This is a genomic window from Asanoa ishikariensis, from assembly GCF_900107455.1.
In the GTDB taxonomy this organism is placed as follows: Bacteria; Actinomycetota; Actinomycetes; order Mycobacteriales; family Micromonosporaceae; genus Asanoa; species Asanoa ishikariensis.
Window position 1 is genome coordinate 670,476 of the sequence record NZ_FNQB01000002.1, and the last position, 19,521, is coordinate 689,996.

Here is a 19,521-nt window from a genome sequence, read left to right on the forward strand (position 1 = left end):
CATGAACGAGACGTTCGTGTACGACGGTGACTGCGCGTTCTGCACCATGTGCGCGCGGTTCATCGAACGCCGGATCCACACCGGCGCCACGGTCATCCCGTGGCAGTTCGCCGACCTCGACGCCCTTGGGTTGACCCGCGCACAGTGCGTCGAGGCGGTGCAGTGGGTGCCGACGACCGGCCCGACGTCGGCCGGCCCGGTGGCGATCGCCGATCTGCTGCGCTCCAGCGGCCCGGTGTGGCGCCTCGCGGGCCGGGTCCTCGGCTTGCGGCCGGTGATCGCGCTCGCCTGGCCGGCCTACCGCTGGGTGGCCCGCAACCGCCACCGGTTGCCCGGCGGCACTGCCGCCTGCGCCATCCCGGCCGACTCCCCGGCCCGCCGGCCCGCCGCCTGACCGGCTCACCGCGAGCGCGGCACCGGGCCGGTGCGCCGGCGTGGTGTGACGTCCGTGACAGGCCGTTGACCTTGGTTATTACGGGTTCGTGACATTCCGGGGATGGGCCCCGGACATCGCGCTGGCACCGTGCTCCCGGTGATCAGCCACCCGACCACCTCGCCCGGCGCGGCGCCGCCCGCCGCCGGCGCGACCCGGGCGCTCGCCGAAGCCGAGATCGACCTCGATGCCATCGCCGCCAACGTTCGGACCATCGCGTCGGTGACCGGAAACGACCTGATGGCCGTGGTCAAGGCCGACGGCTTCGGTCACGGTGCCGTCCCGGTCGCCCGGGCCGCGCTCGCCGGTGGCGCCACCTGGCTCGGGGTCACCTCGGCCGCCGAGGCGCTGGAGTTGCGGGCGGGTGGCATCAGCGCGCCGATCCTGAGCTGGCTGCATCACCCCGACGAGGACTTCGGTCCGCTGCTCGCGGCCGGCGTCGACATCGGCATCTCGACCATGTCACACCTGCGAACGGCAGCGGCGCACGCCGCACGCCGACGCACCACCGCGATGGTGCAGCTCAAGGTCGACACCGGGTTGTCGCGCAACGGCGCCCGCGGCACGGACTGGGCCGACCTGGTCGCGCTGGCCCGGGCGTACGAGCTAGCGGGCACGGTCAAGGTCCGCGGCATCTGGTCGCATCTCGCGGACGCCGACCAGCCGGGGTCGCCACTGGTCCGCCGCCAGGTGAGCGCGTTCCGGACCGCCGTCCGGGTGGCCCGCGCCGGCCGGCTCGACCCGGTGCTGCTGCACCTGGCCAACTCCGCCGCCGCGCTCACCGCGCCGGCCACCCGGTTCGACATCTGCCGGATCGGGCTGGCGCTCTACGGTGTCGAGCCCGTCGCCGGGGCGGGCGCCGGCCTGCGTCCGGCCATGACGCTGCGGTCCTCCGTGGTCAACCTCAAGCAGGTTCCGGCCGGCACGGGCGTCTCCTACGGACCAGGCCATGTGACCGCCGAGCCGACCACGCTGGCCCTGGTGCCGGTCGGCTTCGCCGACGGGATCCCCCGCAGCGCGGAGGGACGCGCCTCGGTGTGGGTCGGCGGCGCGCGCTGCCCGATCGTCGGGCGGATCACGATGGACCAGTGCGTGGTCGACGTCGGCGACCGGCCCGTGCGGCTCGGCGATCCGGTCACCATCTTCGGCCCGGGGCCGGACGAGCCGACCGTGGCGCAGTGGGCGCACTGGGCCGGCACCAACCCGAACGACCTACTCACCGGGATCGGCCCTCGGGTCGCCCGCCGCTATCTGGGGGTGGCCGCATGAGGATCGCCGTGCTGTTCGGTGGGCGCAGCGGGGAGCACGAGGTCTCCCGCAAGTCGGCCGCGAGCATCATCGCCAACCTGGGCGACGCGTACGCCGTGACCGAGGTGTTGATCGGCCGGGACGGGCAGTGGCACGTCGACCAGGTGCCGGTCACCTTCGCGAAGGCCCTCGACGTGCTCGGCGCCCAGGACGTCGTCTTTCCCGCCCTGCACGGCCCGTACGGCGAGGACGGCACCGTCCAGGCGATGCTCGAGTGGCTGGGCGTGCCCTACGTCGGCAACGGGGTCCTGGCCAGCGCCGCCGGCATGGACAAGGCGGTCACCAAGACGCTGCTCGCGGCCGACGGCCTGCGCGTCGCCGGTGGCGTCACGCTGCGCGCCGGCGAACACCTGACGGGCGACGACCAGGAGCGGCTGGGCCTGCCAGTGTTCGTCAAGCCGGCCCGGGCCGGTTCGAGCCTGGGCGTGTCCCGGGTGGCGGATTGGTGGCAACTGCCCGAGGCGCTCACCGCGGCGTGGATGTTCGACGAGAAGGTCGTGATCGAGCCCGCGGTGATCGGTCGCGAGGTCGACGTGGCCGTGCTGGAGTACCCGGACGGCCGGGTCGTCGCCGGCCCGCCGCTGGAGATCCTGGTGAGCGGTGCGGGCTTCTTCGACTACGACGCCAAGTACGCGGGTGGGGCGCGCTTCCAGATTCCGGCGGACCTGCACCCGACGACCACCGAGGTGCTCCAGGACCGGGCGATCCGGGCGTTCAACGCGCTCGGCTGCCGCGGCCTGATCCGCGTCGACTTCTTCCTGCCGGACGACGCGCGGGACGGCAGCCCGGGCGGTGAGCCGGTGGTCAACGAGGTCAACACGTTCCCGGGCTTCACCAGCGCGTCCCAGTACCCGCAGATCTGGCAGCGGGCCGGCATCGACTATCCGGAGTTGCTCGACATCCTGATCGCGGGCGCGGTCAGAGATAAGCGGGGCATTTCAGTGGCCCCCGGCTCTGCTCGCCGTTGACCAGCGTCACCGGCGCGTCGCCGGCGACCGCCTGCACGGTGCAGACGATCTGAACCACCGCCAGCACGGACAGCCCGCGCACCTCGGTCGCCAGCGACACCAGCACGCCGTCGCCGGCCACGCCGATCTTCGCCGGCGCGATGTCGGCCGGGACCTCACTGGTGAACCCGGCCTGCTGTTCGGTCGGGGTCGGCCCGGCGGCGAGCACGCTCAGCATCTCGTCGAGCCGCATCGGCTTGAGCCCGCGCAGCACGACCGTGGGCTCGCCGTCCGAGAGCAGGTAGAACCGCACGCCCTCGACCGTGCCGGCCGGCGCCGGGCCGCCGCTGATCACGTCGCTGGGCCGGACGCCGCAACCGGCCAGCAGGAGGGCCAGCAGCGCGCCGGCGGCGAGCAGCAGGCGGGTCGGCCGGTTCATGCGGTGCCTCCTCGCGGGACGCGCAGGCTGAAGACCGCGCCGTGTGGCGAGCGGTTGCCGGCGACCAGGGTGCCGCCGTGGAGCCGGGCGTTCTCCAGCGCGATGGCCAGCCCGAGGCCCGCGCCCTCGGACCGGGACCGGGCGCTGTCGGCCTTGTAGAACCGGTCGAAGACGTGGTCCCGCACCTCGGGCGTGAGGCCGGGACCGTAGTCGCTGACGGTCACCTCGACCCAGCCGTCGACGGCCCGCAGGTCGACCGTCACCGGTGCGGCGCCGTGCCGCAGCGCGTTGCCGACCAGGTTGGCCACGATCACGTCGAGCCGGCGCGGGTCCAGCCAGGCCAGCACCCGGTCCGGCAACGCGATGGTCACCTGATCGGTCCAGCCCCGGGAGCGCAGGGTGGCCCGGATCGCCGCGCCGACGTCGATGTCGTCGCAGGCGAGCGCCGCCGTGCCCGCATCGAACCGGCTGATCTCGATCAGGTCCTCGACGAGCTGGGCCAGGTTCTGCGTCTCCTGGCTGACCAACCGGGCGGCCTTGCCCGCGTCGCCGGGCAGCCGCTCCGCCTCCTCGTCGAGGACGTCGGTCACTGCGGTCATCGCGGCCAGCGGCGTACGCAACTCGTGCGAGACGTCGGCCACGAACCTTCGGGCGTCCGCCTCCATCCGGCGCAGCTCGCCGACCTGCCGCTCCAGCCGTTCGGCGGTCTGGTTGAAGATCAGTGCCACTCCGGCCAGCTCGTCGCTGCCGTGCACGGTCGCCCGGGTCTTCAGGTCGCCCTCGCCGAGCCGGCGGGCGGCGCGGCCGAGCTCGCTCACCGGTCGCAGCACGCCGCGGGCGGCCAGCAACGCGAGCAGCACCGCCAGCACCAGCGACGCGGCGCCCGTCGACCAGGCCAGCGCGGCGAGCTGGTCGATGCTGTGCTGCTCGTCGGCGAGCGGGTGCAGCCGGTACACCTCGATGCCGGTCGGCTCGGTGCTCCCGTCGGGCCGCTTGGTCCGAAGCTGCGTGCCGATGGCGAGCGTCGGTGTGCCGTCCCGGGAGAACCGTTGCCAGACCACCCTGCCATCGCGCACCTCCGCGCGCAGCGGCTGGGGGATCTCGCTCGGATGGAGGCCGGACGAGGCGTACCCGTCCCGGTAGAGAACCGCAGCGGCGTCGGGCCCTTCGGCGAGGGCGGCCACGATCGCGTTGAGCTGCTCAGGGCTCGGCGGCAGCTCGCGCACCGGATCGAGCCGGGTCACCTCGTCGACCAGCGAGAGCACGGCGGCGTCCTGGGCCTTCTGGAGGACCACGGTGCGGGCCTGGCCGTAGCTGACCCCGGCCACCAGAGCGGTGGTGGTCAGCCCCAGCATCGCGAAGGCGAGCAGCAGCCGGCCACGCAGCCCGAGGCCCCAACGGGTCACAGCGGGCCGAACCGGTATCCGAAGCCGCGGACCGTCTGCACGTACACCGGAGCGGTGGTGTCGTTCTCGATCTTCGCCCGGAGCCGCTGCACGCACGCGTCGACCAGGCGCGAGTCGCCGAGGTAGCCCTGCTCCCAGACGGCCTCGAGGAGCTGTTGGCGGCTGTAGACGCGGCCGGGCGTCGCCGAGAGCTCCAGCAGCAGCCGGAGCTCGGTCGGTGCGAGGCCGACCGGCGCGCCGTCCTTGCGGACCACCAGCGCGGCCCGGTCGATGGTCAGCTCGCGGTGCCGTTCCTCGGCGAGCGCGACCGGATCGGCCGCGCGGGTGGTGCTGCGCCGGAGCACCGCGCGGATCCGGGCTTCGAGCACGCGGGCCTGCACGGGCTTGACCACGTAGTCGTCGGCGCCGGCCTCGAGCCCGGCCACCACGTCCATGTCGTCGTCGCGGGCGGTGAGCATGATGATCGGCAGATCCTGGTTGGCCCGGATCCGCCGGCAGACCTCGAAACCGTCCATGCCCGGCAGCATCAGGTCGAGCACGACGACGTCGGCGGGCGCGGCCGACAGGTGCGCCAGAGCCTTCTCGCCGGTCTCGAAGGCCTCGACGGTGTGCCCCTGCCGCGTGAGCGCGATGCGCAGACCCTCTCGTACCGTGTGATGGTCTTCGATCAGCAGCACCCGTGACATGGCACCAACTATCGCATCAGCGGGGAACCCGACCGCCCTTCACGTTGTGCGTTTGGCCACGTGGAACGGTTACCAACGCGTAGCGTGACGTGGCGATGACGGATATCCTGGCTCAGGACTACCTGCTCGAAGCGCGTCAGATGCAGGCCCTCTCGTTCGTGGTGCACATCCCGCTGGTCTGCTTCGGCATCGCGTTCCCGGCACTAGTGCTCTTCGTCGAATGGCGTTACCTGCGCACGGGCGACGAGCTCTACCGGACGCTGGCGCGTCGCTGGTCGAAGGTGCTGGTCGCGCTGTTCGCCGCCGGGGTGGTGACCGGCACGATCCTCAGCTTCGAGCTCGGCCTGCTCTGGCCGAACTTCACCGCGACCTTCGGCGAGGTGTTCGGCCTCGGCTTCGCGATCGAGGGCTTCTCCTTCTTCCTGGAAGCCATCTTCATCGGGATCTACGTGTACGGGTGGGATCGGCTCTCGCCCCGCGCGCACTTCCTGTCGGGCCTGCCGATCGCGGTCGCGGGCGTGGTCGGCTCGTTCATGGTGATCGCGGTGAACGGGTGGATGAACCATCCGGAGGGCTTCACCTTCGAGAACGGCCGGGTGACCTCGTCCAACGCCGCCCGGGCGCTGTTCGGCAACTCCTACTTCTGGCACGAGTTCATCCACATGTACGTCGCGGGCTTCATCGTCACCGGCTTCGTGATCGCCGCTGCCTACGCGGTCTACGCGCTGCGCGGCCGATGGGGCCGGTACGAGCGGACCGCCTTCGCCGTGCCGATGACCGCCGCCGCCGTCGCCTCGCCCGTGCAGTTGCTGGTCGGCGACTGGGCCGCCCGCGAGGTGGCGAAGAACCAGCCGGTCAAGCTGGCCGCGATGGAAGGGCTGGGCCAGACCACCAAGGGCGCGGCGCTGCATGTCGTCGGCTGGTACCAGAACGGCGAGGTGGTCTGGGGCCTGGGCATACCCAAGCTGCTCTCGCTGCTGGCCTTCCACGACATCAACTCCACCGTGCAGGGCCTGGACACCGTGCCGCTGGAGGACCAGCCGCCCGTCAACGTGGTCCGCTACGCGTTCCAGAGCATGGTCGGCGCCGGGACCATCATGGCGCTGGTCGCGGTGCTCTTCCTCTATCTGCGCTGGCGCAAGGGGACCCTGCCGGCCAGCCCGTGGTTCTACCGGGCGGTGGTGCTCTGCGGCCCGCTCTCGATCGTCGCGCTGCTGGCCGGCTGGATCACCACCGAGGTCGGCCGGCAACCCTGGGTCGTGTACGGCTTCATGCGCACCGAGCAGGCGGTCACCGGGGCCTCCGGCATCCCCGTCGGCTACGGCGCGCTGGCCGCCGTCTACCTCGGGCTGGTGATCGCGGTCGGCTGGGTCCTGGTGCGGTTGTCGCGGGTGCCGATGGCCGAGCCGCCCGACGACCGGATCGACACCGTGCACCCACTCAGCCACGTCGAGTGACGGCATGGCCCTCCAGACCATCCCCGCGGCCGTCGTCGTCATCGGCCTGATCCTCTACACGCTGCTGGCCGGTGCGGACTTCGGCGCCGGCGTCTGGCAACTCTCGGCGGGCGGCGGGGAACACGGGCGGCGGATCCGGGACCACGCGCACCACGCGAACGCGCCGGTGTGGGAGGCCAACCACGTCTGGCTGATCCTGGTGATCACGGTGCTCTGGACGGCGTACCCGTCGGTGTTCGGGGCGATCTTCTCCACGCTGGCGATCCCGATCTTCCTCGCGGCGCTCGGCATCATCGGGCGGGGGACGTCCTACGCCCTGCAGAACGCGGCCAACGCCCGCCAGCGCCGCTACATCGACCTGTCCTTCGCGGCCGCGTCGATCGTGACGCCGTACATGCTCGGCAGCGTGATCGGTGCGATCGCCAGCGGTCGGGTGCCGCCGGGCAACGCGCTCGGCGCGGAGGTGGGTAGCTGGACCAGCGCGACCTCGATCCTGGCCGGCCTGCTGGCGGTGGCCACCGGCGCGTTCCTGGCCGCGGTGTTCCTGGCCGCCGACGCGGAGCGGCTGCGCGAGCCCGACCTGGTCGAGTCGTTCCGTGGCCGGGCGCTGCTCGCGGGCGTGGTGGCCGGCGGGCTCGCGGTGGGCGGCCTGTTCGTCGTGCGGGCCGACGCGCCCCGGCTGTTCGACGGGCTGACCTCCGGTTGGGGACTGGTCCCGGTGGTGGTCAGCGGAGTGGCCGGGCTCGTGTCGATGGCCCTGGTCGTGCTGCGCCGGTTCACGCAGGCCCGGCTGAGCGCGGCGCTGGCGGTGGCCGCGGTCATCATCGGCTGGGCGGTGGCGCAGCGGCCCTACCTGCTGCCGACCACGGTCACCATCGAGGACGCGGCGGCCAACGACACCACGATGATCGCGCTGATCGTCTCGCTCGCGGTCGGTGCTGTGGTGCTCTTCCCGAGCCTCGTGCTGCTGTTCCGGCTCACCCTGGCCGGCCGCTTCGACCCGACCTCCCAGGGTCCGGCGCCGGTGCCGGGTGGACCGGTCACTCGGGAGCGGCGCAAGCACGCGGCACAGACCGGCATCGGATTCCTGATCACCGGGGTCGTGCTGCTGACGATCGCGGAGCCGGCCGTCGCGCACATCTTCGGCCTGATCTTCCTCGGCATCGCGATGTTCGCGGGCTTCCGGGCGGTCGGCCCGGTGGAGCTCGCGTCCCGCCCGGCGCCGGAGGTCGCGGGCCGGTCGTTGCGGGAGCTCCTGCGCCGTCCCCGCTAACACTTCGGATTTATCGGACTTGGGCGGTCTGTGCCTGGGGCGGAAGTCCGGCTCCTGCCAGCGAATTCCCAGCTCAAAGCCTTGTATTCTGCCCGTCATGGACATTGGCAAGGAGACGCACGAATACGAGTTCGCGCCCCTGCACAGCGACCCGTTCGCGCCCCCGGTCGAACCCGCCATCCCCGCCCCGGTCGAACCGGCGCCCGTCAAGGAGCCAGCAACCACGTGACGCGGTCGCCTTTCCAGGACCAGTTCAGCGCGGACCGACCGGCGACCCTCGTCGCGGGTGCGCTTCGCGGCTACCGCCAGTGGGAGGTCACTCTCGACATGCGGCTCAAGGCGGTGACCCAGAACCACATCTGGCACTCGCCGATGCGCGCGATCTGCCGCCACCCCGAGACCGACCACGCCGCACCGCATGCCGACTGTGCCTGCGGCATCTATGCCTGCCACCGCCCGGACGACGACCAGTTGGCGACCCGTTCGGTGCTGCACCCCGGCTGCGTCGTCACCGGCGTGGTCGAGGCCTGGGGCCGGGTCGAGGTCGGCGCGCGGGGCTTCCGTGCGCAGCACAGCCAGATCGTCGCGCTGGAGTACGCCATGCCGACCCAGGCCAACCTGGTCCGGGCGCTGGGTGAGTCGCGCTACATCTTCGACGAGCGCCGCCGCACCGCGCTTCCGGACGGCCGCGTGGTGAAGACGGTGGAGCTCGTGCTCTATCTCGGGCACCCGCGCAAGTGGCAGGACCGGCTGAGCGAGAGCTATCCGTCGGTCCGGGTGTTCGGCGACCGTGCCTCGATGATCTCGGCCTACCCCCCGGTCGACGTCTCCGGCCTGCTACCCCGCTAGAGCGGCGCGCCGCCGCTCCAGGAAACGGCGTTCGGCCGCGTTGTCCGTGCGGGCGATCGCCTCGTCGTACGCGGTGGCCGCCTCGGCGGTGCGACCCAACCGGCGGAGCAGGTCGGCGCGGACCGACTGGTAGAGGTGGTACCGGTCGAGGTCCAGCGCCGCCACGATGGCCAGCGCCGGCTCGGGACCGTCCACCTCCGCGACGGCGACCGCTCGGTGCAGTTCCGCGACCGGGCTCGGCGCGACCGCCAGCAGTTGGTCGTACAGCAGCACGATCTGCCGCCAGTCGGTGTCGCCGTCGTCGGTGTGCACCGCGTTGATCGCGGCCTGGATCTGGTACGGACCCGGCCGGCCCCGCGCCAGGCAGGACCGGACGATCGCCCGGCCCTCGTGGATCAGCGACGCGTCCCAGCGGCTCCGGTCCTGGTCGGCGAGCAGCACCAGGTCGCCGTCGGCCGTGGTCGGGCGGCCCGGCGGGCGTCGGTGAGCAGCATGAGCGCGAGCAGCCCGGCCACCTCGGGCTCGTCCGGCAGCAGGCCCGCCAGGAGCCGGCCGAGCCGGATCGCCTCGGCGGTCAGCGGCTCGCGGGTGAGATCCTCGCCGGACGTCGCGGTGTAGCCCTCGTTGAAGATGAGGTAGACCACCGCGAGCACCGCCCGCAGGCGCTCGGGCAGGTCGGCCGCGGCCGGCACGCGGTAGGGGATCCCGGCGTCACGGATCTTGCCCTTGGCCCGGACCAGGCGCTGCGCCATGGTCGGCTCCGGCACGAGGAACGCGCGGGCGATCTCGGTGGTGGTCAGCCCGCCCAGCAGCCGCAGCGTGAGCGCCACCCGGGCCGGCAGGGCCAGCGCCGGGTGGCAACAGGTGAAGATCAGCCGCAGCGTGTCGTCACCGACCGGGTCCGGCTCGGCCGGCTCGGGCGTCGCGAACAGCCGTGCGGCCTCGGCCTGGCGGGAGTCGCGGGTCGACTCCCGGCGGGCGTGGTCGATGGCGCGGTTGCGGGCCGCGGTGATGATCCAGCCGGCGGGGCTGGGCGGCAGGCCGGTCTCCGGCCAGCGCCGGACCGCGGTGGCGAAGGCGTCCTGGACCGCGTCCTCGGCGGCGTCGATGTCGCCAAGGACGCGCACTAGGACCGCTACGGCACGACCGTACTCAGTGCGGAAGACCTGTGCGATCTCGGCAGCGGACGTGGCGGTCACACCGAGAACGTTAGGCCAGATGCTCGTCCGGCTCGCCTTGGAAGGGGCGGACCTCGATCGGCAGCCGGGTGGCGCGGGCGAGCTTGCGGCCCCACGCGAGCGCCTCGTCGAGGTCGGCGGCGGCCAGCACGGTGAGCCCGCCGACGTGCTCCTTGCCCTCCACGTACGGCCCGTCGGTGATGACCACCTCGGCGCCGCCCGGCCGGAGCACGGTCGCGGTGCTCGGCGGGTGCAGCCCGCCCGCGAAGACCCACACGCCGGCCGCCCGCATCTCCTCGTTGACCACCGAGACGTCCTTGATGATCGGTGCGAGCTGCTCGGGCGGCAGTGGGCTGCCGTCGCCGGGCTGCTGGACCGTCAACAGGTAGTGCCTCATCAGGGTTGCCCTCCGTCTCGGGCCGGCGTGGCTGCCGGCTCGTCGACCCCTACACGAACGGGGGTCCGACGGATCGACACCGCGCGGTACAGCAACACGATGCCGATGATCTGGGCCAGGTGGTAGAGGGAGTCACCGTCCAGGTAGACGGCGCCGGTGAGGTTATCGGAGATCGCCTTGGTGCCGGCCGCGGCCGCGCTCGCCACGATCGCGACCAGGACTGGCAACGCCAGCGGGTTGCGGCGGCGGGCCGCCCAGGCCCACAGCCCGATGATGCAGGCGAAGGTGATCGACTCGCAGAGGATCAGGGCGCCGATGCCGGCCCCGGTGGTGACGACCAGGCCGAGGTACGCACCGAGTCCGGCCGCCCGGAGCACCCAGAACACCCGTCGGTGGCCCGGGCCCAACACCTCCTCCACCGTGGCGGCCAGCAGGTAGGAGATGCCGAGCACGACCAGGACGCTGATCACGGTCCAGCTCACCGTCGCCACCGCCGGCCACCGGACGAGGAAACCGTGATGGACGAAACCGGCCAGCGCGGACACAGCCAGACAGCCGAGGGCGAACTCCCAGTAACGGTGGTTCGGTGCCACCGCGCGGCGCAGCAGGGCGATTGCCAGCCCGCACACGACCAGACCGAGCAACAGGTCGGTCAGGGCTTGCGCGGGCTGCGCCAACATCACTCCACGCTACGCGTGCCCTACTGGCCGCTGCCCCGCCACCTGGACTTCACCTTCCCGTTGGCCGGCGTCGATAGCTTCCGCTCCATGTCGGCCATCCCGGAAGTCAGCGTCGTCATCCCCACCCGTTCGCGGCCGGCCCTGGTCACCCGCGCGGTGCGGAGCGTGCTGGCGCAGACCTTCGACAACATCGAGGTCATCGTGGTGGTCGACGGCCCCGACGACGAGACCGTCGCGACGCTGCAGGCCATCGACGACCCCCGCCTGCGGACCGTCGTGCTGCCCCGACGCGGCGGCGCGCCGAACGCCCGCAACGCCGGCGTCGGCGCGGCGCAGGCGCCCTGGACCGCGATGCTCGACGACGACGACGAGTGGCTGCCGGACAAGTTGGCCGTCCAACTCGACGAGGCCAAGGCCGCGAACGTCCCGCTGCCGATCGTCACCTGCCGGTTGATCAACCGCACGCCGCGGGCCGACATCGTGATGCCCCGCCGGCTGCCCGACCACGGCGAGCCGCGCAGCGAATACCTCACGGTCCGGCGCGGCCTGACCCACGGCGACGGCTTCGTGCAGACCTCGATGATCCTGGCCCCGACCGAGCTGTTCCGGAAGGTGCCGTTCACCGTCGGGCTGCCCCGGCTCCAGGAGCTGGACTGGACCCTGCGCGCGCTCGCGCAGGACGGTGTCGACCTGTTCGTCGCACCCGAGCCGCTGCTCGTCTGGCACACCGACGAGAACCGGCCGAGGCTGAGCCTGGTGTCGCCGTGGGAGAAGATGTTCGTCTGGTCCCGCGCCAACCGCTCGTTGTTCACCCCGCGGGCGTACGCGGCGGTCACGCTGAGCGTGATCAGCTCGATGGCCGTGGCCAGCGGCAGCTTCACGGTGTTCCGTGCGGTCCTGAGCGAAGCCCGCCGGCACGGCCGGCCCGGTGTGCTCGACTACGTGACGTTCCTGCAGATCTGGCTGCTGCCACCGGGGCTGCGGGCGAAGCTGCGCGACCTGGTGCTGCGCCGCCGGCCGGCGGCTAGCCCCGGCGGATCAGTCGCGCCCTGAGCTGGCGGCCGGTGAGCCGGCCGACCATCACCGTGGCCCGGGCCAGCGAGCGCACGCCGCCGACCTCGAGGGTGGACGGCATGGGCCGCTTGCGGCGGCCTGACGCCTCTTCTCCGTTCGCGGTGATGCCGACGGCGGCGGGCTCCTCCGCCCGGCTGCCGTGCACGGCGGTCACGGCGTCGCGCAAAGACTCGCCGGGCGCGCGCACCTGCTCCGCCCGCCGGACCGCGGCGGTCCGCCACAGCAGCGCCTCGCCGGCCTGGACGAGGCCGACCTGATGGTGGTCGGCCAGCTCGACGAGGTGGCGCAGGGTGTCCGCCGCGAGGAGGTGGGACGGCGGCAGTTCGAGCAGGTAGGGCGCCGGGAACGCGGCCACCGGCTCGGTGACCAGCCGGACCCGCGGCTCACCACGGTAGGTGGCGGCGATCAGCCGCAGGTCGAGGTGCGGGTCGGCGAGCGGCGCCACCCGGGCGTCGTCCACCTTGTCCCAGGAGCCGAGCAGGTTGACCCGCACGTCGAGGTCGGTGCCGTGGAGCACCGAGTCGGTCACCGCCCGGACCCGCTCCAACAGCTCGTCGCCGACCGGGATGACCACCTCGGCCAGGGGCACGGTCCACATCGTGCCGCCGGCCCGCCGGGTGTGCCGGGGGTAGGGGATCCGGTCGGCGAAGAACGCCTGGTTGTAGCGGGCCACCTGCGCCCGGGCCTTCATCACCTGGGTCCGGCCGAGGTGCCACGCGCGGGCCGCCGGCTCGGGCACGAACACGGCGCCGGCCTGCGCGAGCCGGTAGCCGAACTCGGTGTCCTCGCCGAGCCGCAGGTCGGTGTCGAACCCGCCGGCCGCCTCGTAGAGCTCCCGGCGCAGCGCGGCGGTGGCGCCGACGTGGATCCGGAACGCCAGATGGTCGGCGGTGCGGAGCTGGTCGGTCTGCGTGATGTAGCGCTCGACGTAGCTGTGTGGCTCGCCGGCCGCGCCACCGAACAGGCCGTCCGGCGTGCCCCGGCGCCAGGCGTCGTCGACGACGTCGGCGGCCGGCCACGGGCCGTGCGTCTCCGGGTCGACGAACCGCTTGTAGCCCAGCGTCACGGCGTACGGCAGGACGTGCTGCCAGCGGGCCTGCGCCGCGACGTGCTCCGGGTAGACCACCATGTCGGCGTCCAGCCAGTGCAGGATCTCGCCGGTGCTGTGCCGGACGCCCCACGCCAGCGCGTTGGCCCGGCCCCAGCCGCTCTCGACCCGCACCAGCGTGGTCCGCGCCGGCCGGATCGGCGGCAGCGTCAGCGCCGGCTCCGAACCGTCGTCGACGACGACCACCTCGAGCAGGTCCGCCGGGTAAGTCTGCCGGCTCAGGGAGGCCAGCGTGAGGTCGAGCGTCGCCTGGGCCCGGTAGGCCGGGATGATCACGCTGACCGACCGGGTCGGTTGCCAGCCGGCAAGCTCCGGCACCGCGACCGTCGACCAGTCGTTGCGGAGCACCCGCGGAATGGCGTCCATGACCAACCCTTCCGCGCCGCGAACATCTGGCCGGGAGGATAGTCCGCCCGCGTTACGCCCTGGTGGACGCGAGGTGGACCGTTTGGGCTCGGCCGCATCGGGTAGGCGCCAACGTGGGTCCCCCCTGTCCGTGTTCTGTCCGCGAACAAGGAGGAGTCGCGTGTTGTTGCTGCGAGATCTCGCCCACCAGGCGCCGCTGAGGTTGGCCACGGGTGCCTTCGTGCTCAACTCCGGTCTGTCCAAACGGGGTGCCGACTCGGACGCGGCGGCCGGCATGCACGGCTTCGCCACGACGGCGTACCCGTTCCTGGGCCGGATGGAGCCCCGCAAGTTCGCCAAGCTCCTGTCGACGGCGGAGATCACGGTGGGCGCGGTGCTGCTGTTCCCACTGGTGCCGGAGGGGCTGGCGGGCCTCACGTTGACCGGGTTCGCGGCCGGGCTGTTGGGTCTGTACCTCAAGACGCCCGGCATGCGCCTCGACGGCAGCCTGCGGCCCACCGAGGCGGGCACGGTGCTGGCCAAGGACACCTGGCTGCTCGGCATCGGCCTGTCCCTGCTGACCGACGACCTCGTCCGGACGTTCTACCGGGTGCGTGGCTGACGGCAGGCTGCGGGCTCGCCTGCGGGCCACCTGGATCGACCGCTGGGTGGTTCTGGAACTCGGTGTGGCCGCCGGGCTGGCCTGGTTCATCGCCGGGATGGTCCTGGGGCAGACCAACGCCTTTTTCGCGCCGGCGGCCGCCGTGCTGGTGGTCGGCGGCTCGATCGGCCGGCAGTTGCGGCAGACCGTCGAGCTGATCGCCGGCGTGACGGTCGGGCTCATCCTCGCCGACGGGCTGGTGCACCTGATCGGCCGCGGCCCGATCCAGCTCGCGGTGGTGGTGGTCCTGGCCGCCGGCCTGGCGCTGCTCGTCAGCGGCGGAAAGATGCTCCTGAACCAGGCGACGACGACCGCGGTTCTGATCGTCGCGCTGTATCCCTCGGCCAACGCCGGGATCTTCTACGAACGCTGGCTGGACGCCCTGATCGGCGCCGGGGTGGCGCTCGGGGTCCGGGCGGTGGTCGTGCCGTTCCTGCCGCTCGCGCTCCGCCGGGCGACCGGCGTCCTGCGCGCTTCGTTGGCCGATGCGTTCGACGGCGCGAACGCCGGGCTGCGTGCCGCCGACCAGCCGGTCACGCGGGACGCCGCGGCCCGCCTCGAGTCGGCCCAGACGGTGCTGCGGGACCTGGCCGAAGAGACCGGGCGGCTCGCGAAGGTGGTCTCGATAGCGGTCGCGCGGCACCGGACCAGGCAGATCCTGGCCGGGGTCGAGGCCAAGCTGCCACACCTCGGATCCGCGCTCACCCATGCCCATCTCGCCCTGCGGGCCGAAGCGGACGAGTTGCCGGCGAAGGTGCCGGACGACCTGGTCGACGCGGTCTCGGCCCTGGCCCACGCCAGCGACGAACTGGTGGAGTCGCTGTTGCGCCCGGCCGGGTCCGCGAAAGAGAGCCCCGGCCCGCCGCCCGAGCACCGTCTGGCGGGCGTGTCGCCACCGGTCGCCGAGCACGTCCGCTCCGCGGCCGGCGAGCTTGCCCGCGCCGCCGCCCCGTCCGGTGTTTGAGGAAACCGACCCGACCGGGTTCGGGGCTGGCTGTAATGGCTGTAGATGCGGACCCGGGTCCGTGTGCCTGCTGCGGTGAGGTGGTTGATGCGGGTTTCGGCAGTGGCCAGTGGGAGCCGAGTGGTCAGCGTCGGCGCCTACCGGCCCGCGCGGGTGGTGACCAACGCCGAGATCTGCGAACGGATCGACTCGACCGACGAGTGGATCCGGCGACGGTCCGGCATCGTCAGCCGCCGGTTCAGCGCCGAGACCGAGACCGTGACCAGCATGGCGGCGGCCGCCGGGCGCCAGGCGGTGCAGCGCGCGGGCCTCGAACCGGCCGACATCGACATGGTCCTGCTGGCCACCATGTCGCGGGTCCAGCAGACGCCGCCGGCCGCTCCGCAGGTGGCGCACGAGATCGGTGCGACCACCGCCGCGGCGCTCGACCTGGGCGTGGCCTGCGCCGGTTTCTGCCACGGCATCGCGATCGCCGACGGGCTGATCTGGGCCGGCAGTGCCCGCCACGTGCTGGTGATCGGCTCGGAGAAGATGACCGACATCATCGACCCCACCGACCGATCGCTGGCGTTCCTGTTCGCCGACGGCGCCGGCGCGGTGGTCGTCGGCCCGGCGTCCGAGCCCGGCGTCGGCCCGGTGGTCTGGGGCTCCGACGGCGCCCGGGCCGGCCTGATCGGGCACCCGGAGCCGTACACCAGCATGCTCGAGAAGCCCGACTTCTGGCCGACAATGGCGATGGCCGGGCCGGAGGTCTTCCGCTGGGCGGTGCAGGAGGTCACCGCGACCGCCCGCGCGGCGGTGTCCATGGCCGGGCTGGTGACGGCGGAGGTGGCCGCGTTCGTGCCGCACCAGGCCAACGCCCGGATCACCGACCGGATGGTCGCCGGGCTGGACCTGACGGAGTCGTGTGTGGTCGCCCGTGACATCGAGACGGCCGGCAACACCTCGGCCGCCTCGATCCCGTTGGCGCTGGACGCGTTGCTCGCCTCCGCCGACGCCCCGCGCGGCCCGGCCCTGTTGGTGGGCTTCGGCGCGGGGCTGTCCTACTCGGCCTTGGTGGTGGATCTGCCTTAGGCCGCTGCGCCGCGGTGCTCGAAGGCCGTCAGGCCGAAGTCCGCCGGGTGCACGTGGTCGAGGTCGAGCTCCGGGTAGAGCACGTGCTGGGCGAGCAACGCGTGCACGCGCTTGCCGGCCTCGCCGACCGCGTCGGGCGTGGTGCTGAACTTGGCCTTGCTGGCCGGCTTGCCACCCTCGCCGGACGCCGGCGTGGTGGCGCCCAACACCCGGGCGACGATGTCGGCGATCTCGTCCATCTCGGCGGCGCCCATGCCGAGCGTGGTCAGCGCCGGCGTGCCCAGCCGCAGCCCGCTGGTGTACCAGGCGCCGTTCGGGTCACCGGGCAGGCTGTTGCGGTTGAGCGTCATGCCGCAGTCGCGCAGCGCCTGCTCGGCCTGCCGGCCGGTGAGGCCGAAGCCCTCCTCGACGTCGACCAGCAGCAGGTGGTTGTCCGTGCCGCCGGTGAGCACCGGGACGCCGCGGCGCAGCAGGCCCTCGGCCAGGGCCTGGGAGTTGACGACGATCCGCTGCGCGTAGTCCGCGAACTCCGGCCGGGACGCCTCGCGCAGCGCGACCGCCTTCGCGGCCATCACGTGTGACAGCGGGCCGCCGAGGATCGCCGGGCAGCCCTTGTCCATGGCCTCCGCGTATTCACCCGTCGAGAGCACCATGCCGCCGCGCGGGCCGCGCAGGGTCTTGTGCGTGGTCGTGGTGACCACGTGCGCGTGCGCGACCGGGTCGAAGTCGCCCGTGAACACCTTGCCGGCGACCAGACCGGCGAAGTGCGCCATGTCGACCATCAGCGTCGCGCCGACCTCGTCGGCGATCGAGCGCAGCTCCGCGAAGTTGATTTTCCGGGAGTACGCGGAATAGCCGGCCAGCAGGATCAGCGGGCGCACCTCGCGCGCCTTGCGCCGCACCTCGGCCAGGTCGAGCAGCTTGGTCTCCGGGTCGACGGAGTACGAGTGCGCCTCGAACATCCGGCTGGAGATGTTGAACCGGTAGCCGTGCGTCAGGTGCCCGCCGGAGTAGTAGTCCATCGCGAGCAGCCGCTGGTTGTTGAGCTCCGTGCGAAGCTCGGCGAACTGCTCGGCCGTGATCTGCGGCAGCCGGGCCGGCGCGTCGGCGGTGCCGAACCGGGTGAGCACGTCGGCCTCGACCCGGGTGGCCAGGATGGCCAGGAACGCGACCAGGTTGGCGTCGGCACCCGAGTGCGGCTGCACGTACGCGTGCGCGGCGCCGAACAGGTCGGTGGCCAGCTTCGCCGCGGTCGCCTCGATGCTGTCCACGTTGTCGCAGCCGGCGTAGAACCGGTGGCCCGGGTAGCCCTCCGCGTACTTGTCGGTCAGCAGCGAGCCCTGGGCGGCCTGCACGGCCAGCGAGCTGAAGTTCTCGCTCGCGATGAGCTTGAGGTGCGACCGCTGGTCGAGCAGCTCCTGCACGGTCGACGCGGCGATGCCGGGGTCGACCGCCCGCACCGCGTCGAGCATCGCGTAGAACCCGATGGCGGACGGATCGAGCCGCCCGTGGCCAACCGCACCGAGATACCTGCCGACGATCGTCTCCATGGCCTCATTCTCAACCAACCGCCAGGTGCGGCGGTCAGCGGGTGTCCGAAACACGGGCACTTGATCGCCGTTACCCGCCGCCTTAAGTTGATCTTCGCCAACCACTTTCGCGTTACGGGGGAACCTTCATGCGGAGTTCCGCGCGCCTGTCATTCTTCATATCCGTGTTGACCGTGGCCGGGATCGCCGGCGCCGGGCCGGCGTCCGCCGAGGAGCGGCCGCGACCGTCCGTGGCCATGTGGGGCCTGGAGACATCGCCGCCGATTTCGGTCGACACGGCGCTCGCCGATCGGCAAGGCCGGGCCGGATCGTTGACCACCACCGGATTGAAATGGCTCTCTGACGCCCGATTGCTCGGCGCGCGGACGGCGAGTTTCAACGGGACGACCACCGTGTTGACCGCGGGCGGCGACGCGCTCGACACCGCTGGAGCGTACGGGGTGACTGCCTGGGTCCAGGCCGACGCCTGCGTCGGTGAGCGGACCGCGGTGTCCGCCGACGGCCAGCACACCAGCGCCTTCCGGCTCGTCTTCGACTGTGCCACCCGGCTCTGGAGCTTCGAGGTGGCCGACCGGGACGTCGCGGCGGCGTCGGGCGCTTCGGTCGCGGCGACCACGCCCGTCGCCGTCGGGCAGTGGACGCACGTCGCGGGCAGCTTCGACCCGGCCACCTCGAAACTGGTGCTGTACGTCGACGGGACGCTGACCGCCGACGCGACCGCACCGGCGGACTGGGTAGCCGCGCGCGGCGCCGGCTGGGACGCCGGCCGGATCGTGGTCGGCCGTGACCGGCAGTCCGATGTGGATGGTGACTGGTTCGACGGGCAGCTGGCCGACCTCCGACTGTACGACCGGCCGCTGCTCCAGGAGGATCTGACCGGCGGCTTCGGCGAGCCGGGCATCGTTGAGCCGGTGCAGGTCGCCTGGTTCGGCTTCGCCGAGGGCTACTGCTACGACCCAGAGGTCGTCGACTGCGGCGTCACCGAGATGACCGGGCAGTGGAATCGCCGGTTGCAGCTGACCACCGGCACCTCACAGACCGACGGCCCCAACGTCGGCGGCGCGCTTGTCCTGGACACCACACACTGGATCGAGGACCCGGAGGACCCGCATTACGGCATGACCACCCAGGAATACGGGCGGTCGCAGCTCAACACGAACCCGGCCGGTGAGCCGAACTGGGTGGACAGCCCGGTGCTGCGTACCGACGAGTCGTTCACGATCTCGACCTGGGTGCGGCTGGACGACGTCTCCGTGCCGCAGACGGTGCTGGCCCAGGATTCCGCGGTGGGCGGCTACAGCGGCTTCACGATCGGCTACACGCCGGGGCAGTGGCAGTTCGCGGTGCGCCGGGCCAAGACCATCGACACCGACCGGTCCGTCGCCTCGGCGCCGGCCACCGACCCGACCGGGTGGCATCACCTGGTCGCCGTGCTTGACCAGGGGAAGCGTCAGGTGAGGCTCTACGTCGACGGCGGACTCGCCGACGCGCAGCCGCTGCACGCGCGCTACAAGCCATGGCAGGCCAACGGGCCGTTCCTGGTCGGCCGCGGCACGACGCCCGCCGGGCCGGCCGGCTGGCTGCACGGCGCGGTCGCCGAGATCAAGGTCTACCAGGGCGTGTACACCGATGCGTGGGTGAACGGCCTTTAACGAGCGAAGGGGGCCCTTGTCGACAAGGGCCCCCTTCGGT

19 protein-coding genes and 2 pseudogenes are annotated in these 19,521 nt (G+C 72.4%); 12 read left to right on the forward strand and 9 right to left on the reverse strand.

Translation table 11 applies throughout. The features are described 5' to 3' along the window. The first annotated feature begins 1 nt into the window (after position 1). The 3 genes from BLV39_RS17445 to BLV39_RS17455 all read left to right on the forward strand — a co-directional run bounded on the left by BLV39_RS17445 (position 2) and on the right by BLV39_RS17455 (position 2,709). Entirely contained in the window at positions 2 to 394 is a 393-nt protein-coding gene (locus BLV39_RS17445) for a thiol-disulfide oxidoreductase DCC family protein (RefSeq protein ID WP_090793265.1), read from the forward strand. A gap of 138 nt (positions 395 to 532) precedes the next feature. Beyond that, positions 533 to 1,702, forward strand: a complete 1,170-nt coding sequence (gene alr / locus BLV39_RS17450) for an alanine racemase (protein WP_239083585.1) — start codon at positions 533 to 535, stop codon at positions 1,700 to 1,702. Next, positions 1,699 to 2,709, forward strand: coding sequence for a D-alanine--D-alanine ligase family protein (locus tag BLV39_RS17455; protein WP_090793270.1), 1,011 nt, complete (start codon positions 1,699 to 1,701; stop codon positions 2,707 to 2,709). The genes alr and BLV39_RS17455 overlap by 4 nt, the downstream gene beginning before the upstream one ends. Here BLV39_RS17455 and BLV39_RS17460 read toward each other — a convergent pair. The 3 genes from BLV39_RS17460 to BLV39_RS17470 are packed head-to-tail and all read right to left on the reverse strand — an operon-like array spanning position 2,660 to position 5,219. After that, complete coding sequence (locus BLV39_RS17460; protein WP_090793273.1) at positions 2,660 to 3,127, reverse strand: hypothetical protein; 468 nt, start codon at positions 3,125 to 3,127, stop codon at positions 2,660 to 2,662. The genes BLV39_RS17455 and BLV39_RS17460 overlap by 50 nt on opposite strands. Then, positions 3,124 to 4,533, reverse strand: coding sequence for a sensor histidine kinase (locus BLV39_RS17465; RefSeq protein WP_239083584.1), 1,410 nt, complete (start codon positions 4,531 to 4,533; stop codon positions 3,124 to 3,126). The genes BLV39_RS17460 and BLV39_RS17465 overlap by 4 nt, the downstream gene beginning before the upstream one ends. Next, positions 4,530 to 5,219: a response regulator transcription factor gene (locus BLV39_RS17470; RefSeq protein ID WP_090793276.1), complete on the reverse strand. Its 690-nt coding sequence runs from the start codon at positions 5,217 to 5,219 to the stop codon at positions 4,530 to 4,532. The genes BLV39_RS17465 and BLV39_RS17470 overlap by 4 nt, the downstream gene beginning before the upstream one ends. Positions 5,220 to 5,314: 95 nt before the next feature. Between BLV39_RS17470 and BLV39_RS17475 the strand changes: the two genes are divergently transcribed. The 4 genes from BLV39_RS17475 (at position 5,315) to BLV39_RS17485 (ending at position 8,798) form a co-directional block, all read left to right on the forward strand. Further along, the gene (locus tag BLV39_RS17475) at positions 5,315 to 6,676 is read left to right on the forward strand and encodes a cytochrome ubiquinol oxidase subunit I (RefSeq protein WP_090793280.1); all 1,362 of its coding nucleotides are present in this window, start codon (positions 5,315 to 5,317) and stop codon (positions 6,674 to 6,676) included. Positions 6,677 to 6,680: 4 nt separating this feature from the next. Next, on the forward strand, positions 6,681 to 7,949 hold the full coding sequence (locus tag BLV39_RS17480; protein ID WP_090793283.1) for a cytochrome d ubiquinol oxidase subunit II: 1,269 nt from the start codon (positions 6,681 to 6,683) through the stop codon (positions 7,947 to 7,949). A 97-nt stretch (positions 7,950 to 8,046) separates the two neighbouring features. Then, the gene (locus BLV39_RS44810) at positions 8,047 to 8,178 is read left to right on the forward strand and encodes a hypothetical protein (RefSeq protein ID WP_275414253.1); all 132 of its coding nucleotides are present in this window, start codon (positions 8,047 to 8,049) and stop codon (positions 8,176 to 8,178) included. Further along, on the forward strand, positions 8,175 to 8,798 hold the full coding sequence (locus BLV39_RS17485) for a hypothetical protein (protein ID WP_090793286.1): 624 nt from the start codon (positions 8,175 to 8,177) through the stop codon (positions 8,796 to 8,798). Before BLV39_RS44810 ends, BLV39_RS17485 begins: the two co-directional genes overlap by 4 nt. Here BLV39_RS17485 and BLV39_RS17490 read toward each other — a convergent pair. The 3 genes and pseudogenes from BLV39_RS17490 to BLV39_RS17500 all read right to left on the reverse strand — a co-directional run bounded on the left by BLV39_RS17490 (position 8,787) and on the right by BLV39_RS17500 (position 11,053). Then, positions 8,787 to 9,997: pseudogene (locus BLV39_RS17490) on the reverse strand (RNA polymerase sigma factor). The gene BLV39_RS17485 and the pseudogene BLV39_RS17490 sit on opposite strands and share 12 nt — an antisense overlap. Before the next feature lie 10 nt (positions 9,998 to 10,007). After that, positions 10,008 to 10,373 (reverse strand): YciI family protein, encoded by a 366-nt coding sequence (locus BLV39_RS17495; RefSeq protein ID WP_090793290.1) that lies wholly within the window; start codon positions 10,371 to 10,373, stop codon positions 10,008 to 10,010. Continuing rightward, positions 10,373 to 11,053: a DUF6962 family protein gene (locus BLV39_RS17500; protein ID WP_090793292.1), complete on the reverse strand. Its 681-nt coding sequence runs from the start codon at positions 11,051 to 11,053 to the stop codon at positions 10,373 to 10,375. The genes BLV39_RS17495 and BLV39_RS17500 overlap by 1 nt, the downstream gene beginning before the upstream one ends. A gap of 15 nt (positions 11,054 to 11,068) precedes the next feature. Here BLV39_RS17500 and BLV39_RS17505 point away from each other — a divergent pair, with 15 nt between their 5' ends. Next, the gene (locus tag BLV39_RS17505) at positions 11,069 to 12,106 is read left to right on the forward strand and encodes a glycosyltransferase family 2 protein (RefSeq protein ID WP_239083583.1); all 1,038 of its coding nucleotides are present in this window, start codon (positions 11,069 to 11,071) and stop codon (positions 12,104 to 12,106) included. Here BLV39_RS17505 and BLV39_RS17510 read toward each other — a convergent pair. Further along, positions 12,078 to 13,601, reverse strand: a complete 1,524-nt coding sequence (locus BLV39_RS17510; RefSeq protein WP_090793295.1) for a glycosyltransferase family 2 protein — start codon at positions 13,599 to 13,601, stop codon at positions 12,078 to 12,080. The two genes, BLV39_RS17505 and BLV39_RS17510, sit on opposite strands and share 29 nt — an antisense overlap. A 160-nt stretch (positions 13,602 to 13,761) precedes the next feature. Between BLV39_RS17510 and BLV39_RS17515 the strand changes: the two genes are divergently transcribed. From BLV39_RS17515 to BLV39_RS17525, 3 genes are all read left to right on the forward strand, one after another. Then, positions 13,762 to 14,202: a hypothetical protein gene (locus BLV39_RS17515; protein WP_176984957.1), complete on the forward strand. Its 441-nt coding sequence runs from the start codon at positions 13,762 to 13,764 to the stop codon at positions 14,200 to 14,202. After that, on the forward strand, positions 14,195 to 15,205 hold the full coding sequence (locus tag BLV39_RS17520) for an FUSC family protein (protein WP_090793298.1): 1,011 nt from the start codon (positions 14,195 to 14,197) through the stop codon (positions 15,203 to 15,205). The genes BLV39_RS17515 and BLV39_RS17520 overlap by 8 nt, the downstream gene beginning before the upstream one ends. A gap of 87 nt (positions 15,206 to 15,292) precedes the next feature. Beyond that, positions 15,293 to 16,279, forward strand: a complete 987-nt coding sequence (locus BLV39_RS17525) for a beta-ketoacyl-ACP synthase 3 (protein WP_090793301.1) — start codon at positions 15,293 to 15,295, stop codon at positions 16,277 to 16,279. A gap of 59 nt (positions 16,280 to 16,338) precedes the next feature. Here BLV39_RS17525 and BLV39_RS17530 read toward each other — a convergent pair. Together BLV39_RS17530 and BLV39_RS44205 are read right to left on the reverse strand one after the other, a co-directional pair. Next, positions 16,339 to 17,829, reverse strand: a pseudogene (locus BLV39_RS17530) (glycine hydroxymethyltransferase); the annotation flags it as partial. Positions 17,830 to 17,941: 112 nt separating this feature from the next. Beyond that, a complete protein-coding gene (locus tag BLV39_RS44205) occupies positions 17,942 to 18,253 on the reverse strand; it encodes a hypothetical protein (RefSeq protein WP_239083582.1) in 312 nt (103 codons plus the stop codon). A 16-nt stretch (positions 18,254 to 18,269) separates the two neighbouring features. Here BLV39_RS44205 and BLV39_RS17535 point away from each other — a divergent pair, with 16 nt between their 5' ends. Then, positions 18,270 to 19,481, forward strand: coding sequence for a LamG domain-containing protein (locus BLV39_RS17535; RefSeq protein ID WP_239083581.1), 1,212 nt, complete (start codon positions 18,270 to 18,272; stop codon positions 19,479 to 19,481). The last annotated feature ends 40 nt before the right edge of the window (positions 19,482 to 19,521 follow it).

Coding starts and splice junctions, on each gene's coding strand:
- BLV39_RS17500 (WP_090793292.1), bottom strand. CDS start 11,053: ATGTTGGCGCAGCCCGCGCAAGCCCTGACCGACCTGTTGCTCGGTCTG.
- BLV39_RS17510 (WP_090793295.1), bottom strand. CDS start 13,601: ATGGACGCCATTCCGCGGGTGCTCCGCAACGACTGGTCGACGGTCGCG.
- BLV39_RS17470 (WP_090793276.1), bottom strand. CDS start 5,219: ATGTCACGGGTGCTGCTGATCGAAGACCATCACACGGTACGAGAGGGT.
- BLV39_RS17480 (WP_090793283.1), top strand. CDS start 6,681: ATGGCCCTCCAGACCATCCCCGCGGCCGTCGTCGTCATCGGCCTGATC.
- BLV39_RS17475 (WP_090793280.1), top strand. CDS start 5,315: ATGACGGATATCCTGGCTCAGGACTACCTGCTCGAAGCGCGTCAGATG.
- BLV39_RS17445 (WP_090793265.1), top strand. CDS start 2: ATGAACGAGACGTTCGTGTACGACGGTGACTGCGCGTTCTGCACCATG.
- BLV39_RS17455 (WP_090793270.1), top strand. CDS start 1,699: ATGAGGATCGCCGTGCTGTTCGGTGGGCGCAGCGGGGAGCACGAGGTC.
- BLV39_RS17495 (WP_090793290.1), bottom strand. CDS start 10,373: ATGAGGCACTACCTGTTGACGGTCCAGCAGCCCGGCGACGGCAGCCCA.
- BLV39_RS17525 (WP_090793301.1), top strand. CDS start 15,293: ATGCGGGTTTCGGCAGTGGCCAGTGGGAGCCGAGTGGTCAGCGTCGGC.
- BLV39_RS44810 (WP_275414253.1), top strand. CDS start 8,047: ATGGACATTGGCAAGGAGACGCACGAATACGAGTTCGCGCCCCTGCAC.
- BLV39_RS17460 (WP_090793273.1), bottom strand. CDS start 3,127: ATGAACCGGCCGACCCGCCTGCTGCTCGCCGCCGGCGCGCTGCTGGCC.